An 18,972-nucleotide genomic window follows, 5' to 3' on the forward strand; every position below is an offset into this window, starting at 1 on the left:
GTTCGACAACCTCGATACGGACTGGGAGGGGTTCCGTCGACGACATGGCCTCAGCAAGGGGACAATCACGGATCTGAAGAAACTCAGTCGTGAGGGAGAGGTCGACCTTGACGAGTTATCGGAGGAGAGCGTTAATGAGATGCTGGAGGTCAAAGCACTGCGCTCGACGATTAAGGTGAGTCTCTAGCTGTCCGATGAAGAACCCCGCCAAACGTGCGGAAGCGGCGATGGATGCCTACCGGAACCACTTCATCGGCACCGGTGGACGAGCGGCACGAAACGTCGCACACCGTTTCGAAGCCACCGATAATGACGAGGATTCCGTCATCGGCTTCCGCGGCCCGTATTTGCAGGCACTCGATGTGGCAAACTGGAGTACAGAGTCATGGATGTCGTTCAGCAATCGCGTAGGCCTCCATCCACTCGTCAGACTCGCCTTCGAGGATATCGGGTTTCGGCGCCTCTATGATTTCCAGGAACGGAGTGTTGAGACGATTCTGGACGGACATGATACGGTGATTACAGCCGCAACTGGCCGCGGGAAGACTGAAGCCTGGCTAATCCCGATTCTGGACTACATCCTCAACGCGAATCAAGGGAAAGTAGCGGAGAGCGATCCCGGTGACGTGAAAGCACTGCTCACGTACCCGACGAAAGCGCTTGCCCAAGACCAACTGAAGCGACTAATTCAGTACCTCTATCGAATCAACAAGGAACTTCCAGCAAGTGATCGAATTACGGTCGGGATATACGATGGTGACACACCGACCAATATGTCGTCGAAAGCAGAGGGATACCTGAATTCGACGTTCAAGTATTTCGAATGCCCTGGCTACAACGACTCACTGGAGAAATGCCAGAACTGCGGAAAAGGCGTTCACATTCGGAATACGACACAGAGCTACGAATTAGAACCGGAGAAAAAGCAGTGCGTCGACGATGTCCCACTAGATTTCCTTCGACTCACGAAAAGCGAGATTCTCGAGGAAGGGGTTGATATCCTCCTGACGAATCCGGACACGATTAATCTCAAACTCATCAATACGAACGCCAGCGACGAGCACGACGCCTTCATCTACGAATCACAATTCCTGGTCTTCGACGAAGTCCACACCTATGATGGGATCTTCGGGACATATACCGCAACGCTCACGAAACGAATTCGCGCACTTCGGGCCGAACGCGGCGTTAGTGAGCCGCAAGTTATCGCAAGTAGCGCAACCGTCGAGAACGACGTCGAATTGTTCCGGCGAATCAGTGGCGCTAAAGACGTTGCCCACGTCGACGAGAATCCGCGAACGCTCAATCCGCCGGAAGTCACTGATATCAGGCCGGCACTCTTTGAGGACGAAATTACGGTGGCGCAACTGCGGCGTGCTGTCCGTGGAAAGAACCAATATCCTGACACCCTCGACTCGTTTCAGCCATCGATCGCAGATGCGGATACAATCGACAACGAGAGTCTAGACGAGTTACTCGGCGATGCGCTCTTTGAGTATCTCACGAGCGATGCTCCCGCCGATTCAACAGTTCAAATCATACAGAATCTGCATCAGCAATTGGCTGATGAGCCACGAACTCGCGATACGTTCATCGAAGACATTCAAGCCGAATATGGGTTGACGAAGACTGCTGCGGAGACGCTGTTGCAGAACTTCCGTACACTGGGCGAATACTCTGGCCTGCTGGAAAACCGGAGTCATCTGTTCTCCTGGCCACTTGATGGCTTCTACACCTGCGCTCGGTGTCTGGCCGTCTACCGGTCGCCCCAAGATGAGTGTACAGACTGTGAGTGCGGCGTCGTTACACGTGCAACCTACTGTCGGCGATGTGCTGAAGAATCGCTTGTCGCATGGTATTGTCCTGAGTGTGACCAACTTGAGCCGTATACTCCATCCGAAGAAGGAAGCTTCGCATCTCAGGATGAGCAGTACTGTGGCCGATGCAAGAATGCCAGGGACACCGAAGTTCGACTGTTCCGCGTTACGTTCACACCTCAGTTAGCGTGTGAAGCGTGCGACTCCGTTGAGACTCGGAGCGTCGTCGAGACATGTTCGTGCGGTGCGCAGATGGCGCGTACGTCTTCCGAGGAATGGGAGTGCACTAATCCACAGTGTCAGCGGACAACACCGGCTAATACCGGGTGTTCGGCCTGTGGGTCAGATCAACGTACGCTTCGGACTGGAGAAGCCGATATGGAGTGTCCGTCGTGTGGAGTGTCGTACAGTACGACAGAAACACCGCTGGAATGCGAGTGTGGACATTCTGTCGCAAACACTCGACTAATTCCGTGGGTCTGTCGTGCACCGAGCTGTTCCAGTCGACACTATTCGTCAACGCCCCCAGCAGAGTGTAACTGTGGGAGTGCGGACTTCGTTCTGGAGGGGTTATTCGAGGTGTTTGAGAACGACCGCTGTAGTGAATGCGAGACTGCAGTGCGGCCAGGTGGTTCCTGCTCGTGTGACGATACCGAGATTCACCGGCAAGCAGATGCCTTCCAGTCGTATCAAACGCTCACGGATGATGGCCGAATCGTCCCGGTTCGGGATGAAAACCACATTCTGAACTGTCGCCACCAGCGACTCGGATATCGCATCGGCGACCGGTATGACGAGCTGGTCCGTAGTCCCAATAACATCGCCGTTACGACGTCGCAATATCTACTTCGAGAAGTCGCGGACGACGAAGATTACTCGTCTGCGAAGTTGCTCTCCTTCGCTGACTCGCATCGCGACATGAAAGAGCTCGGTCGTGACTTCAACGAGCCTGAAGTGGAGACATTACTTGATCAAGCGATTATCGAGGCGGTACGTACTCCCGGCGAACACTGGGTGTCACTGGACCAAGTGCTGGCTGACTCCATGGACTGCATCGAGACGCTTCATGAGGAACTCAGCCCGTCACGGAGCCTGCAGAATGTCAATTTCGACCTGAAAGATCACTTAATCGATCGAGCACGCCGATTCATGGACGCCGACGAGGCTATTACAGATCGTCTCTTCCGGCGAGCAATCCCACATAGCTACAGCCAACGATATAGCGAACGTGGCGGTTCCCTTCCAAGTGATGGCTTGCTTGACGTTCGCGTGAAACCCGCTGTATTCGCTGAATTGACCGGAGCGCAGCGCGACGTACTTCGAGCCATCATCAAGAACGGGAATGGCTGCGCGGCTGATTCCATCGCACACGAAGGCGGCGATCAAGGTCTCGATACCGTAGTCACGTCGCTCATCGAACAAGGGGTTCTGTCGGAAGACAGTGATGAGTATCTCTCGATTGAGCCATCGGCCCTCGAGCTGACGATCTCGGGCGAAGACGATGATCTACAGTACGTCCCTGACTCAGAGAAGATCTTGCCGTCGTGGACAGGGCAGGTCGGACTCCGTTCCAGGGACTCCGTACCGCTTGAAACCACGCTCACAGAACGTGCAGATCCGAGTCATCCACGGTTCCATCACCGAGCCTATCGGGCTGAATATTCACAGGCTCGCATCCTGATTTCGAAGGTCTACTTGGGGATGACGGACAAGCGAGAGCGGCGCGAACTCGAGTACCTCTTCCGCGAAGGCAACTATCCTCACTTCCTCTCTTCCGGACCAACGATGGAACTGGGGGTGGATATCGGTGATCTGGACGCACTCCTCCTGTATGGTGTCCCGCCAAATATGAATGCGTATCTACAACGCGTCGGTCGAGCAGGGCGGAGTTCCCACTCCTCACTGGTGCATAGCGTTAGTCAGCGAAATCCGATCGACTATTACTATTATGAGGAGCCGACGGACCTGATTAGTGCAGATCCAAAACCCGTCCCACTCAACGAACACAACGAAGAAGTCCTTCGTGTCTCGCTGTCCTGGGCGGTGTTTGACTATATCGCAGCGAACTTCGTCGTCCCCTGGGAGATCGAAGGGTGGGGGCCGAATGCGAGAGTCTCAGGGGGTGATGATTTCTCGCGCCGCACTGAGGATACCGACGATTCCGAGTACGGGAAGCTGACGCATTTGATGATGCTGCCCGTGACCCAACTCGGCCTCGATACTGATGTCTCAAAACTCGCAGCACTCGGCACCATCGTCAGTGACAACGAGCGTCGTATTCGGGAACACCTCCGCTCGTTGCTCGACTATCGGTACTGTGCTGACTGTAGTGCGAAGTACGGTCGCGATACTGACATCGAAACTTGCCGTGTTGAGGGGTGTACTGGTCGGGTGCTTGACGCACAAACAGAGTTCGGGGACCTCGTCGATGAGGCAGTCAATTCCTTCCACGAACGCTATCTGAACCAGTATCTATCGTATCGCTCGCGACTGGAGGAAGAACACCAGACGTTGAGTCAGAAGCGCACGGAAATCCGGCGTGACAAGCGGCGTGCGTCACGTGCGGAGAAAACGCAACTGCAGCAGCGCGAGACCGCAATTGCAGAGCGTATTGAGGCACTCCAGTCGCATCTCGATACGCTGGAAAAACAATCGTATTCGGACTTCCTCCAGAATGCGCGCTTAAGCAAATTCGCGTTTAACATGCGGAGTGTCTCGAACAACGTCGGCCTTACACTCGTTACAGAGAGTGACGGCGACTACGACCGCAGTGAGGTCGGTGGAAGCTACGGTGGTCGAAACGTCCGCATGGCAATCAAGGAGCTCCACCCGGCCGCTGCCTACCTGGATGACGGAGAGACGTACGCGATTAGCCATCTCCGTACAGACGACTTTGAGTCATCCAACCTTCGTGAGGAGGTGAGGGAGGCCGATGCCGAACAACTAGGCGAGGAGAAAGTCTGCAGCGCCTGCCAGACAACTCATCCAGTCTCTGCAACAGAGTGTTCGTGCGACCATGATGCGCCCCTGAAGCGGCGGCGCCTCGTCGCGATGGATTCTGTCGAAGCGCACCGTGACGACCTTTTGATGTGCAAGGGCGGCGACCCAGCACGCTCACTCTACCAGAAACCGAACGAAGAAGTACAGAATACGTACGCGGAGCAAGAGACGACCGTTCTGGACTTCAGTGCCACCGAGTCATTCCAACTCGTAGATGGCTCAGAGAACCCCATCGGGTCCCTCGAATACGGTGAGTACTCCGTTCTGACGCATACAGAGAGCTATCGAGCGAAGTACAAAAACGGTGAGATAGATCCACGCCCGAACCCATTCGAGATCTGTGGAGAGGAGAACTGTACCGGTGTGATCTATCGCGACGACGACGAACTTGCGCAGTGCTCGGCTGATCCCGAACACAGTCCAAACCGCCGCGGCGCGGACCCGGAGTACGTGCGGTTGGGCCACTCCTACGAAACCAGCGGTGTACGGGTCTCACTCGACACATTCGAGCAATCGCATACATTCGTTCACGGCCTGCGTGTTGCACTCCAGTCGCTGGGCGGCGTAAATATTAGAGAGATCAACGAAACAACGGACGACGAATATGTCGACCTACTCGATGCACAAGAAGGCGGTGCGAACATCTCAAAACTTCTCGTCGAACGCGAAGACGGCGAGTTCCAAAACTTCCAGCACGCGATGGAGTTAGTCCAAGACCACTTCGTCTGTGACTGCGAAGACGGGTGCCCACTCTGTCTCTACCAGTACGGCTGTGACGAACACAACCGCCCCCGATCGTTCGCACGCAACGACATCCTCGACCTGTTCGAAACCGGGCTACCAACGATTGCATCGGCCAATTCGACTACTAACGAACCGACGACATCCACGACAGACTGATGAGCCACGACACACTCGAGCTCGCCGAAGACCTGAAGCGAGCCTACGGCGACCACTACGTCGCGGGACAGAACACGGCCACACTCAAAGACATCATCTCGCGATATGAGGGCGGCACCGAACAGTCGCTCCACGAACGACTGCCGGAGTTTATGCGAACACGAGGGCCGTTCCTCCAAGCACTCGATCTCCCCCGGCAGAGCGATACGCCGTGGACGGAAATCGCACAAACCCTCCCATCGGTAGCCGATACTGCCGAGAACGGACTCCACGAGGACGTCATTCGAACCTTCGATGCAGCCGGCTTCGAGCGCCTGTACCAGTTCCAAGAAGAAACCGCAGCAGCTCTCCTTGACGACAATCACACCCTCGTCACCGCAGGCACGGGCCGTGGGAAAACTGAGAGTTGGCTCATCCCTATTCTCCAATATATCTGTGAAGCAAAGGCCGGCCACCACGACGACCACCCACCGCAGAGCGTCAAGTGCGTCCTTACGTATCCCACGAAGGCGCTCGCCCAAGATCAACTAAAGCGCCTTATTGAATACCTCTATACGCTCAACGAGACTCGAACGGGCCAGGATCGAATCACAGTTGGGATTTTTGACGGCGACACCCCACATAACGATCCAGACGCGTTCTCATATCTCGATACTGCATTCAAGTATTTCGAATGCCCCTGCGACGACTGCGCGTCTTCACTGATGGTCGAGCGTACCGAGGACGGGTATCAGGTGACCCACGATGCGCCGTCTGACTTGGATGTCGATCTTGACTTCATCAAACTCACGCGAGAGGAGGTTGTCGATGCTGAGGTCGACATTCTCCTCACGAATCCTGATACAGTCAACTACCGGCTGTTCAATATCAACGAGCAAGACGAGCAGCAAGTCTTCGTTACCCAACCGAAGTACGTCGTTTTCGACGAAATTCACGAATACTCCGAACTCTTCGGGTCGTTTACTGCCACCCTGATGCGGCGCTACCTCCGTTCCCGGCGCTCGCTGTTAGGACTCGACGAAGACGAAGAAGATGACCTCCGCCTCGTCGGGGCTAGTGCAACCGTCGAGAACAAGCGTGCAATCTTCCAACGAATCAACCCCTTCCCAGACGCCGAAATGGAGGTCGTCGAGGAGAACCCGCGCTCACTTGAACAGGCACTCCCAGCCGACCTCCCAACCGAATTCGTCGCAAATACCATCGACCCAGACCGACTAGCCGGCACAGCCGCAGACAAGAACCCGGCTGAAACCCTCGTCACTGACATCGTCGGCCCCCTCCCAGAGGACGCGTCCGAAGCAGATCGCCAACGCATTACTGGAAATCGTCTCTACGATACACTCCTAGAGGCTAGCGGCGATCACCTCGATATTGTTCGCGCACTCTACGCATCGCTCCGTGACGAGGCCCAACGCCCAGCAGACCTCCGTTCCAACCTCGTTGAAACATACGACCTTGACGACGAACAGGCGAAACAGCTCGTCGACAACTTCGTCACACTCGGACAACTCTCAGGCGTGCTCGAGAGTCGCGCCCATCTCTTCAGTTGGCCACTTGACGGCTACTACACTTGCGTCAACTGTGCAGCAGTCTACGATATGCCACAATCGACCTGCTCGCAGTGTGACCATCACTTCGTCACCAAACTTGCGTACTGCAACCACTGCGGAGAAGAAGCACTCGAATCGTGGTTCTGTCCGGACTGCGAGCGGCTCACCCCACTTAATGTGACATCCGGAGAAGGCCGTTTCGAGTACTTCCAGGATCATACCTGTAGCTGTGGGACCGAGACAATTCGGACAGTCTGGCGCCCCTACTACGAATGTACGGGCTGTGGCGACCGTCAGAAAATCGACCGGATCTCCCACTGTCCCGACTGTGACACCGTACTCGTTCTCGGTGACGACAAGGACACCCTCATTTGCCGGAATCCAGACTGTGGCACAACCGTCCCCGCAGACACTGAAATCGTCTGTGAGAACTGCCACTCACACGACCTCGAACCACTCTCCGACGACGACATCCTCTACTGTGAGGACTGTGGCGACGCCCACGAGCAACACGAAGGCTATCAGTGCAGTTGTGGCGGGGCATTACATCCAAAGCGGTACCTCGGCTGGTCGTGCAGTGATACTGATTGTTCAGCAGTCTACTTTGGGAACCCCCCGAATACCTGTGACTGCGGGAAGCGGCGCTTCGCACGAACCGGTCTCCTTGACATCAACGCAATCAGCCACTGTGCGAACTGTGATACCGACCTTCTCCCAGGTGCTGAATGCAACTGCGACAACCCCGAGACCTCACCAGCAGTCCGTGGCTTCCGTGAGTACAAACTTGTCGACGAACTTGGCCAGATCCGGAAGCCCTCAACCTTCCACGGGGCCGTCCCGTGCTATGACTCGCGCAAGAGCTATCGGAAATCCTCGCGCTATGAGTCCATGATTCGTGGGCCTGGGAACACGGCAGTCACGACGGCGCAGTACTTCCTGCGAGAAATCGCAGACATCGAAGAGCCGGAATCGTTCCGAGAGGCGAAGATGCTGTCCTTTGCAGACAGCCAGTCGGACATGAAGGAACTCAACCGGAACTTCACCGAACCCGAACAAACCCTCTTTGTCACCCAACTCGTTATCGACGCCCTCGAAGACGAGGACTGGACGACACTTGCCGACATCCAAGCCGAAGTTATCGAACAGGCACGCGAATACGAAGAGATGCTCACCGAGGGCGATGGTGGAGTTCTCGAACGCATGACTGGGTACCAGCAATCTGTCGAGGACTTCCTCGCCGAGGAAGTCGCTGCTCGAGTTCTCCGTGGCCGCTATAACAATCGCTGGCGGCATCGTGACCACCTTCCATCGAAAGGGCTCATCGACGTCCAGCTCGACGTCGACTGGAATACCCTCGAAGACGGCGAGAAAGCGGTTCTTGAGGCAGTAAATGAGCAGAGTAAGCAGTATGTTAGCTCGCTCAGTGACGATATAGAGGAGGCAAGCCGTCACGTCGAATCGCTTGTCGAGAAAGAGCTCTTGCGTCGTATCGAGACAGATTCGGGCTATCTCGTCGGCCTTGACGAAGACCACGTCCTGTGTGCAAATGTTGACGACGAAACGCCGATTACCTATCTCCCAACTGCGGACACGTTCCGCTCGACGTTCGACGAGGCGTGTGATCCGACTGCCCCTGAAGTAGAGGCAGTGACGTTCAGCGCAGACTATGAGGTGCGCGCCGAGTTCACGCACCCTCATTTCGCTCTCACTGCCTATCGGATCGACTACTCGGATCCTCTGATGCTTGTATCACGGGCGTACTTCGGACTGACCGAGAAAGATGAGCGACGCCGCATCGAGTACCAGTTCCGGGAAGGCCGATACCCGAACTTCCTCTCCTCCGGCCCTGCGATGGAGGTTGGAATGGACATCGGTGACCTCGACGCATTACTCCTCTACGGCACGCCACCGAACACGAATTCCTACCTACAGCGTATCGGCCGTGCAGGACGACAGTCTGGATCTTCTCTTGTCCATTCAATCAGTCAGCGGAATCCAATTGACTACTACTACTACGAACGACCGAACGAACTGATTCAGGCTGAACCACAGCCTGTCCCACTCAACGAAACGAACGAGGAAGTCCTCCGAATCTCGTTGACGTGGGCGATTCTCGACTATTTCGCTGCCGAATACTGGATTCCGTGGTGTCGCGAGAGTAGTGATGTTATTGACGACATTTACTGTGAGGAAGAGCCGGTGCCACGGTCTGAGCCACGGCCAAATGATATTGTCACGTTCACTGCACTCCTCGCAAGCGAGAACGACGAAATCCAGTATATCGACGAGGAGGCGCCACTCCAGACGCTGAAAGCAGCATACGAAGATCACCGGCCGGAAGTCCGATCCTGGCTCGAAGAGATTCTCGGCTTCAGTTACTGTCGAGACTGTGGCCGGAAGCACAGTGCAGGCTACGAAGGCCCCTGTAGCCAGACGGAGTGCGCCGGTCAGGTCGTCTCCGCAGCGGACGCTCATGCTGGAACGATTGAGGACGCAATGACGGCGTTCATCGACGAGTTTGTCGAGGGGTACTTCGACTTCGAGGACGAAATTATCGATGAGTTAGATGAAGTTCAGTCAGAACTAAACGAGCTCAGCCTTGAATCTCGCGGGCGACGGAAGCGCCGAAGTCGAGACTCGGATGATCGTGCCGAGCAACGGGATCGCCGCGATCGCCTGCAGAGTCGGAGCGCCAACCTGAATCAGTACTTGGACCGGCTCTCAAAGATGGACTATGGGACGTTCCTTGAGGAACATAGCACGACACCGTTCAGCCTCCGCTCCGTGGAGGATACTGTCGAGTACGAACTCATTGGTGATGACTTTGAATCCGTGACGGAGGAACTACAGTCCCGGTCGATTCGAATCGCGCTCTCGGAACTGCACCCCGGTGCGGCATACCTCCATTCGGACAACCAGAAATACATCGTGACTGGTGTGCGTGCACATTCGTATCGGACATCACAGTTCGAGAGTGCGTCTGCAATCTGCCCAACTTGTGGTGCTGAATACGAACTGGGCGAAGGACCATGCGAGGAATGTGGCTCAAGTCTCAGGCGTCTACAGACGATCGTTCCTGAACGTGTGACTGCGTACAAGTCAGATCTCGTCCTCGGACAACTCCCGAATGGCGAGCCGCTTCGGCCGACACGAATCTACCAGTCAGGAGACTCCGAGATTCAGGATACGTACGCACCAACGGAAACCGATGTCACTGAGTTCCAAGGTGAAGCTGAGAAATCGTTCGACATCGTCACCGACAATGGCGATATGGTCGGCCGCTTCGATTATGGCGATGTGTCGATTCAGTCGTCCGTTCGGCAGTTCAGCGCCAGTTACGCTGGAGGAGGTTCAGATCCACTCCCAAATGTCTTCGAACTCTGCGGGAAAGAGAACTGTGACGGAGTAATCGCCCGCGACGACGAGACAGCGTACTGTATGAGGCATCCCGAGCACTCCACCGAAGATACTGATGTCGTCCGACTCGCGACTGAATTCGACACCAAGGCGGTTCGGATTCAATTCGACGACGAGGAACTTGAACACGCATTCTCCCACGGCGTCCGAATGGCACTGCAATATATCGGGGGTGTCGGCGTTCGCGCTGTACCCGAAGCACTCGGCGACGACGGCACGTACGTCTACGATAACGAAACCGGTGGAAGTGGTGTAACTGTCCTACTCACAATGGGATCTGGTGATACCCGCGAGAAATTCGACAAGGCCGTCGACCTGATGAAGGAGGCCTTTGAGTGTGACTGTGATAACGGCTGTCCGTTCTGCATCTATCAATATGGCTGCGAGAATCAGAACGATCCGGAGACCATCGCGAAGGGTGAACTAATGGATCTTCTCGAGGAGGGATTGACCCTACAACAGCGCGAGAGTGAGTTGGACGATGACAAGTGAGGTTCCGAGCGCGCTTCGTGAACTCCGGACGCGCTCCCCCGAGGAGCTCTGGGGGGTCTCCGCAGAGAGTCTCTACCTCTCGGTCTGTGCGGTTGCAACTGACGTCTCGCTCACACAGGCGCTTGCACCACACTACAAGACGGCAGTCCTCCGGACGAACGACGAGCGCGCGCCTAGCACAGTGGCAGACGCTCACCGCCTTCTACAGGCCGAACTCTCCCTCGTCACCGATGACGGTCGACTAACTGACCGCGGTCGATTCGTCCTCGACACGGAGCAACCTGGCGACGCGCTTCGTCTAGTTGCTGCTACCCACATCCAGCGTATCCAGCAACTTCTCTACGAATTCGCCATGCTCGACGACGAGCACCTACCCCGGGGTGAACTCGAGACTCTCATGCGGGATAGCTACGATACGGCAGTCATTGCGCCACTACTCTCCTCGCTCGACTTCCTTGATCTCTACCCGGAGGGCGTCATCTTGAATCGAGAAACAATCGAGTGGGCAATCGAACGTCTTGAACGGCGTTACACAATTCCAGTGAGGGAGATTGCGCTCGCCACTGCACTCACATCCTTCGATGACACGCAACTCGTTGCACACGTCGCTAGTTCCCTCACGGATGCCACAGTCACAGCAGATCACGTCTCTGAGACAACGCCACTTGATGCCATTGTTGCTGGGCGTGATCAATCACCGACTCGAACCCCAGATGCGGATATTCTAAGTGCGATTGAGGACACGAGCGCAACCATAACAGAGGAACTCACACTCTTCAAGCGCGCCCTCGACCCGTCCCATGAGTCGGCTACACGCGATGACGCCACTATCGACGTCGATGCTGTCGCGGATGCCTTCCCGGAAACCTTCTCTCAGGCGGACGTAACAACGGTCCTTGATCTCATAGCGACGATTCACAACCAGCCGTCCCGTCACTCGATTCCACTATCGACACTCAGTGAGGAACTCGACCTTGAGCCCTACCAACTCTATCAATCCCTCTCCAAACTCCCCGGCGTCAAGTGTCATCTTCAGGACGACCTACTCATCCACTTCGATGCTGTCCCGGCGGCCCCTCATGGCAGTGATCGGGATGCTGACTTCCAGGACGATCTCTTCGAGGCGATCCATACACGACGCTTGTGGCGGGATGCTCTCTCAGACGTCAACATCACGCCGTCACCTCGTGCTCGCGACGACGTTATCGAGGGGTTGCTGGAACAGATTGATGACGATGTCATCGCCCCGACGTACTTCGTTTACACCCTTCCGGATCCAGACGCACTCGGGCAGGAGACCATGGAACGCTATGTCGACGATAATCCCGCCCTCCGGCGAGAACGCGCCCGATTGAAACGCTGGAAGAACGAGCGCAGTAACGATATCCGCCGGTTCACAGAGATGACTGATCGGCTCTTCACGCGTGGCCAAGAGCGAGATCTTGAGGAACGTGTCGTCCGAATTATGACGCCGTACGACGACGACACGTTCTCAGAATACACCTCACAGCTCCGTAGCCTCCTTCGAGATGGCTACGAACTCCGCCTCCTGACGCGTCATACCAAACGTCGATGGGAGTGGGAGCGGCTTCGAGACAATCTTCTCGGAGATCTTGAGGAGAACCGCGACAAGGTCACAATCCGCACCTACTCACGATACAAGGAGTATCAACGCATCATCAGCGAGACTGATGCAACTGACCTCGCTGAATTTGGCATTCATGCAAAGCTTCAGACGGTCGGGCATGCATCAGAGGGTGCCGCCCTTCTGGGGTCGGCAAACTTTATGAAGAACAGCTACAACTGGAATCCCGAATGCGGTATCTACACTGAGAACGCTAACTTTGTCGCTGCCGCGATCAACTTCTTCGACCACGTCTGGGAACTCTCGGAAGCGGACGAAGTGGATCTTTCTAACCTGCAGGAAATCCCAAAACGGTCCTTCTACCCCTCCTACTACACGTAGTTGCAGCGAGTCGAAACTGAAACACTGCACTGGCGTTTATTTCACTTGGTTGAATCAATCACAGACGCGGTTTATCACCCCCGTGAGAGGATGAGAGTGGGCGGGCAACAGATTGTGCCTCTGGCTGCCCGCTTTTCTCGTTAAAGCCGGTCTCAGAGACCTTAGGACTCGGTATAGTCTGGCCGCTCAGCGTATTCAATCGGATCGCGTTCGCCGAGATTCTGGAATGCTTGGAGGCGGAATGCACATGCATCGCATGTGCCACACGCTGGTGCTTCGTCGCGGTAACAGCTCCATGTGTGCTCGTAGGGGACATCAAGTTCGAGGCCGCGCTCGGCGATATCCGTTTTCGATGACTCGACGAACGGTGCTTCGATGCTGATCTCTGTCTCTGGTTTCGTGCCGACGTCGACGACTTGCTGGAATGCCTCGAAGAATTCCGGCCGGCAATCCGGATACCCGGAGAAATCTTCGCTGTGTGCGCCGATGAATACGGCCTCGCAGTCGTTGGCTTCTGCATACGACGTCGCCATCGACAGCAAGTTGGCGTTCCGGAACGGCACGTAGGAACTTGGAATTTCGTCGCTCTCCAAGTCCGCCTCCTCGACGTCCATCTCCTCGTCAGTGAGACTCGATGCACCGATTTTCGAGAGGTGGTCGGTTGTCAGATGGAGGAAGTCGGCGGCATCGAAGACCTCTGCCTGCGCTTTCGCGCATTCGTATTCTTTCGTCTCGGTTTGCTGTCCGTACGACGTGTGCAGCATGTACAAGTCATATCCAGCGTCCTGTGCAACTGCTGCTGCAGTCGCACTATCCATCCCGCCAGACGCCAGGATAACTGCCCGCTGCTCGGTCATTGGTGGCCCTCCGTGCGATTGATTGCGGCCTGAAACCGGTCACGCTCGGCTTCAGACGGTTCCCCAGCTGTCGCTCTGGTAGTAGTCGTACTTTCCGTCTCGATACCGCGCATCGCTTCACAGAGATGGGTTGCATCCATTTCTACGAGGACTGTGGCTGCGTCAAGTTCGTCGGCGAGCCCCGACGCGATGTCGTTCGTTAGCCGTTCCTGCATCGTGAGTTGGCGGGACTGCCAGCGGACGTACCGCGTCAGCTTCGAGAGTCCCACCACCTCTTCGTTCGGTCTGTACGCAAGATGGACGGTGCCGAAAAACGGTAGCAGATGGTGCTCACACAGCGAGTACACTGGAATGTCCGTCTTCACGACGAGATCGGTCGTTTCCGCATCGAAGGTCCGCATGGTGGGCTTGGCGGCCTCGCGTTGGCCTTTGGTGAGTGTGGCGAACGCGCCCGGAACGCGGCGCTGCCAGGTCTCAGCGAGTTCGTCCCGGTCCGGGTCTTCGCCGACGGCCTCCAGTAGGAGGCGAACACCGCGCTGGGCTTTCTCGTGGTCGATCTCCGATTCTACCTCGTCACTAGCGAGTTGAGAGTGCGTACTCGTCATGTTACGTTTCGGGAGCGTCGTTCCACAGGTCGACGTGCAAGCGCGGCGTGTACCGGTAGCCGTACTCCATCGCCAAGTTAGCGACTTCTTTCCGCCTGTTGTCAAGTTCGTCGCGTGTCGTCCCTTCGGGCATCAGCAGGACATCGGAATCAGGGATATGGCTCGATGTGGCTGTGCGGATGTCTGCAAGGAGGGACTCGATTTCGGGCATATCGTCGGGACCTGTGACGACGAATTTGAGTTGTGTGTCACAGTCATCGACGAACTGGCCGAGTGTATCGAGGTCGATGCGGCGGTTCTCGTGGCGGTCAGCCCACTCGCCGTCGCCCTTGGGGTCCTTTTCAGCGGTGGGTGTGCTGGAGGCGAGTTTCGGGCTAATGCTTGCTAAGTCGATTGGTGCGTCGCGATGGATGGTGCCGTTGGTTTCGACGGTGGTGTGGTAGCCGAGATCATCGAGACGTTCGAGGAGGGTGACTGCTTCGTCGTGGATGAGTGGTTCCCCGCCAGTAAGGACGACGTGATCGGCGTCTGCGTGTGATTGCACTTCCTCAACGATTTCATCGACGCTCATGGTGGCGTGGGTTGGTTCCCAGGAAGTATGATAGGAGTCACAGAACCAACATCGGAGGTTACAGCCACTTGTGCGGATGAACACCGACGGTGTCCCGGTGAGCTTTGCCCTCGCCCTGAAGCGAGTAGAAGAGTTCGTTGACCGGCAATGCTGCGCCTTCAACGTTGTCTGCTGACTGCTCGTCAGCGGTTGAGCTCACTGGCATTAGTGAGTCGCCCCCGCACAGAGTTCCGACGTCTCTCGGACCATCACTGAGACGTCGGAGACGGAATCAGGGAGGGTCTCGAGGAGTTTTTGTTCCAAAATGACCCCCATCACTTCCGCAGTTGGCGGATGTTCGAGGACAATGAGTGAATCACCGTCGCCACTCTGCTTGAAGGCCTCAATGAGCGGATCGTCCTCTTCGAGGAGGAAGCGATGGTCCCAGTCATCTATTACCTGGGTAATATCTCCTTTGTCCACGACCCACCCATCTTCGGTGAGGGTCCCGGTGACTTCGACGGAGATCTCGTAATTGTGACCATGTGGACGACTGCATTTCCCGTCGTGGTGGAGGAGGCGGTGTCCTGTGCTAATTCGGATTGGTTGGTCGCCTCCGATCAGGAGTGTTCGTTCCCCTTTGTCAGCGAGTTGTGACGTGGGTTGCTGTTCTAACGGCATGGAACGGCATTCTTTCAGTATGCACTAAGTATTATCGGAAGAATACTCGAGCCCCATCTACTCGCAAGAGAAAGGGATATTCATATGGTTCGGCGAAGCAAGCCTAACATGGTGACTCTAATCTATGAGGTTCTACGTTCCTGAGTGGGACGACGCGGTTGACGCCCACTACGACTTCGAGCACGACGAGCTCTCTAGTCTCAACCGCAAGGAGCGGAATCTCGACTACATCTGGGATATTTTCGATCGCGAAACCACACCCATCGATGGGGTGCTAATTTCACGGGAGCAAGTCGAAGAGACCGACCGAAAAGCTGAGCGCCTCGCTGAATACGGCGTTTATGACGACCCAGTCCTCTCAGTTCCAGACTGGCTACCGACAATCAGCGATTGTGGAGCGTGGGGGTACAAATCACTCCCATTCCCTCCCTACGGAAACAAGGATATGCTAGACTTCTATGAGACACTAGAAGTTTCTGTCGGCGTTACTATCGATCACTTGGTCCTTGGCTCCGGTAAGGATAAGGGCCGTCTCTATCTCGACAAGCGTGCGTTTCACGAGGACTTCAAGAAGGGCGACATTCCTGATTCTCTTTCTGATGTCGTCGACGTTATGGTTGACGAGTGGCCTGAGGAGTGGCCGGATTATGTCGGCGAGTACGAGCCGTCAATTCGAACTGAACAGACTGAAAACATCACAAACTTTACTGCAAGTGATTTTCATGGCGATATCGATGTCGTTCTTCGGCGATTAGCTGAGGATCGCCGTGCAGTCTATCGAGAGAACGACGAGAAATTCCGCTATGAGTTGACGCTACACAATGCCGAAGAAATGTACGATCTGTATCAGAATGGTGACTATCCATTCCGTTTGATGGTTGCTATCCAGGGGTGGGACCCCAAGTCGTACATTAAGGCTGCTAACAAGGTGCTTGACCTCGGCTATGACTACCTTGGAATCGGCGGCGTAGCAGGGAGTCCGATTCATGAAGTTCGAAAAATCGTGAAGGGTGTCGGAAAGACCGTTAAGTCGTTTGAGCGGGAGAATAGCACGCGTGTCGATTCACACGTTTTTGGATTTGCGAAAACTGACGGATTCGAGACTATCGGTCGGTCCGGCATGACGAGTTTCGACAGCGCGAGTATGCTGCGATCAGCGTGGACTGGCGGCGATAACTACCAGCTTGATAGTGAGGAGCGATACGATGCGATTCGAATTCGATATCCGTCGAATACCGACAGTCTCGACGAAGCCATAGAAAAGTCGCTCCGTGGACGGGAGGCGTTGGTGGCTTTGCGGGCTTACGGCTCGGAATACCCGTTAATCGAAGCTATTGATAAGTGGCATCAGAAAGCTGAGAAGGTTCTACCCGCAGCACGAGAGTACCTTCAGGAACATCGTCACGATCCAAGATACGACAAATCCCTACTTCGGGAGGTCGAATCGGCATTCCGGAACGACTTCGAGTATGGTCGGGAACTGCAGGCAAGTTTCAGTGACCGACTTCGTAGCCGGATTGTCGTTGCTCCGGAAAGACGATCCGGAGGCGCCGATTCCGTTTGAGGAATACGAAGAGTTGCTTCGAACCGCAGAACGCGAGCTCGAAGCATTTCCCCGAATGCTAGACCAGCTCAAACTGGAAGAAGCAATTTCTAATATTGGACGTGATGAATCCCCTGGCGGAGATACAGACACCGATGCATCTTCTCAGCGCTTAGATGGCGAAGACGAGGAACCAGGGTTGAGTCTGTACGACCAGATTTGGATGGTTGTCAAAGATTATGCGAACTGGATTGGAGACGATCATCTGCTTGAGGAATATCAGGAGACGCTCCGAAACCGTCCGTGGGAAACCTGCGAGTGCCGCATCTGTGAAAAGCACGGGATAGAAGTGTGTGTTTTCCGTGGAAACGACCGAAATCGTCGCCGTGGATTCCACAATACGCGTCGGTTCTACGACCAGTTCGCTGAGGAACTCCCGAAGATTCTGGTTGCGACGAAAGGGACTGCCAGTCTTAGTGGGTACGAAACCATTAAAGACTATCTTCAGGACAAGCATTCCGACTTCTGGGAGCAGGTCCACGATCTCCCGGTGGCTGAGATCGGCACTTTACACGGTGATGGTGTTCAGGAATGGTGGAATGAGACGCCTTCCCTCGTCTCATTTTCCCCGGATCGCATAGCCGAGGCAATCGGTGATCAAACGGAACGCTACCAACATCTGTTCCTCCTCACGCAGGACGGCGAAATCAGCCCCCAAATTGCGGACAGTGTCTCGAAAAACGACTGTGAACTCCAGTTATTCGATGACCCCGAAGAGTTGCGTGAAAGCGTGCTCAAGGCGTGTGGCCGAGACTATTCCGTCGGCGAGGACTTTGTGCCGCACCCACCGACAATCGACACCAGCGATGGTCTTGACGTTCTCGTCATCGACCAGTGTTCAGGGTCAAAAGAGATTCCGGATGATGCTCCCGTTTTCAACCAAGCAGAGACTTTAGAATTTTCCAGAGAAGAGTTACTGAACCGGGGTAATGTCCCAGGAATTGCGGCGAAGGATTTGTACACAGGGCGCCAGCAGGAGCATGTCAAAGATGCATCTCGTCGGTTGAGGGGTCAGGGACACGACGTTGATCGGTACTTCATTAGCGCTGGGTTTGGCCTTGTCGCGGAAGATGATCCCCTCCCGCCATACGAAGTAACGTTCAGCTCCATGAACGTCAGCGAAATCCGGGAAAGGTCGAAGAAGCTACAGATTCAGAAAGACCTGAAGCGAGTCCTGACTGAGTCAGAGTACGATATCGTCTTCTTCACTCTCGGGAGTGACTACTACACCAGTATCGATGTGGACAGTATGGTCCAAGAAGTACCCGCAGATCGCATTGGTGTAGTGTTCAATCGAGAGGTCGTTGAAGACCAGTTCGACAACATTGTGTCGGTACCTGCGCGTACAGAGGATGCCAAACGTCATGGCACTATTGTAGTCGGTCTCAAGGGACACTATATGAAGAACTTCGCTAATCGTGTTGAGGGGTTTGAAACGCTAAAACCCCAAATTATCGAAACTCTCTGCCGCCAGATTGAGGAAGAAACAACACAAGCAGCGTTCGAGAAATATTAGCTAGCGGGATTCTATAAC

6 protein-coding genes and 2 pseudogenes are annotated in these 18,972 nt (G+C 55.2%); 4 read left to right on the forward strand and 4 right to left on the reverse strand.

The features are described from left to right. The first annotated feature begins 194 nt into the window (after nucleotides 1-194). The 3 genes from P0Y33_RS18145 to P0Y33_RS18155 are packed head-to-tail and all read left to right on the forward strand — an operon-like array spanning nucleotide 195 to nucleotide 13,142. A complete protein-coding gene (locus tag P0Y33_RS18145; RefSeq protein ID WP_279530217.1) occupies nucleotides 195-5,717 on the forward strand; it encodes a DEAD/DEAH box helicase in 5,523 nt (1,840 codons plus the stop codon). Further along, entirely contained in the window at nucleotides 5,717-11,176 is a 5,460-nt protein-coding gene (locus tag P0Y33_RS18150) for a DEAD/DEAH box helicase (RefSeq protein WP_279530218.1), read from the forward strand. Before P0Y33_RS18145 ends, P0Y33_RS18150 begins: the two co-directional genes overlap by 1 nt. After that, complete coding sequence (locus P0Y33_RS18155; protein WP_279530219.1) at nucleotides 11,166-13,142, forward strand: phospholipase D-like domain-containing protein; 1,977 nt, start codon at nucleotides 11,166-11,168, stop codon at nucleotides 13,140-13,142. The genes P0Y33_RS18150 and P0Y33_RS18155 overlap by 11 nt, the downstream gene beginning before the upstream one ends. Nucleotides 13,143-13,303: 161 nt before the next feature. Here the strand turns inward: P0Y33_RS18155 and queC are convergent, their stop codons facing one another. The 4 genes and pseudogenes from queC to P0Y33_RS18175 all read right to left on the reverse strand — a co-directional run bounded on the left by queC (nucleotide 13,304) and on the right by P0Y33_RS18175 (nucleotide 15,835). Then, nucleotides 13,304-13,999: a 7-cyano-7-deazaguanine synthase QueC gene (queC, locus tag P0Y33_RS18160; RefSeq protein ID WP_279530220.1), complete on the reverse strand. Its 696-nt coding sequence runs from the start codon at nucleotides 13,997-13,999 to the stop codon at nucleotides 13,304-13,306. Beyond that, nucleotides 13,996-14,604: a GTP cyclohydrolase I gene (folE, locus tag P0Y33_RS18165; RefSeq protein WP_279530221.1), complete on the reverse strand. Its 609-nt coding sequence runs from the start codon at nucleotides 14,602-14,604 to the stop codon at nucleotides 13,996-13,998. Before folE ends, queC begins: the two co-directional genes overlap by 4 nt. A gap of 1 nt (nucleotide 14,605) precedes the next feature. Further along, nucleotides 14,606-15,380, reverse strand: a pseudogene (locus tag P0Y33_RS18170) (7-carboxy-7-deazaguanine synthase QueE). Next, nucleotides 15,380-15,835, reverse strand: coding sequence for a 6-pyruvoyl trahydropterin synthase family protein (locus tag P0Y33_RS18175; RefSeq protein WP_279530222.1), 456 nt, complete (start codon nucleotides 15,833-15,835; stop codon nucleotides 15,380-15,382). The pseudogene P0Y33_RS18170 and the gene P0Y33_RS18175 overlap by 1 nt, the downstream one beginning before the upstream one ends. Nucleotides 15,836-15,959: 124 nt before the next feature. On the opposite strand from P0Y33_RS18175, the pseudogene P0Y33_RS19195 reads away from it, so the two are divergent. Then, a pseudogene (locus tag P0Y33_RS19195) lies at nucleotides 15,960-18,954 on the forward strand (queuine tRNA-ribosyltransferase tRNA-guanine transglycosylase). Nucleotides 18,955-18,972 lie beyond the last annotated feature (18 nt).

The organism is Halospeciosus flavus (assembly GCF_029814175.1).
Taxonomy (GTDB): domain Archaea; phylum Halobacteriota; class Halobacteria; order Halobacteriales; family Halobacteriaceae; genus Halospeciosus; species Halospeciosus flavus.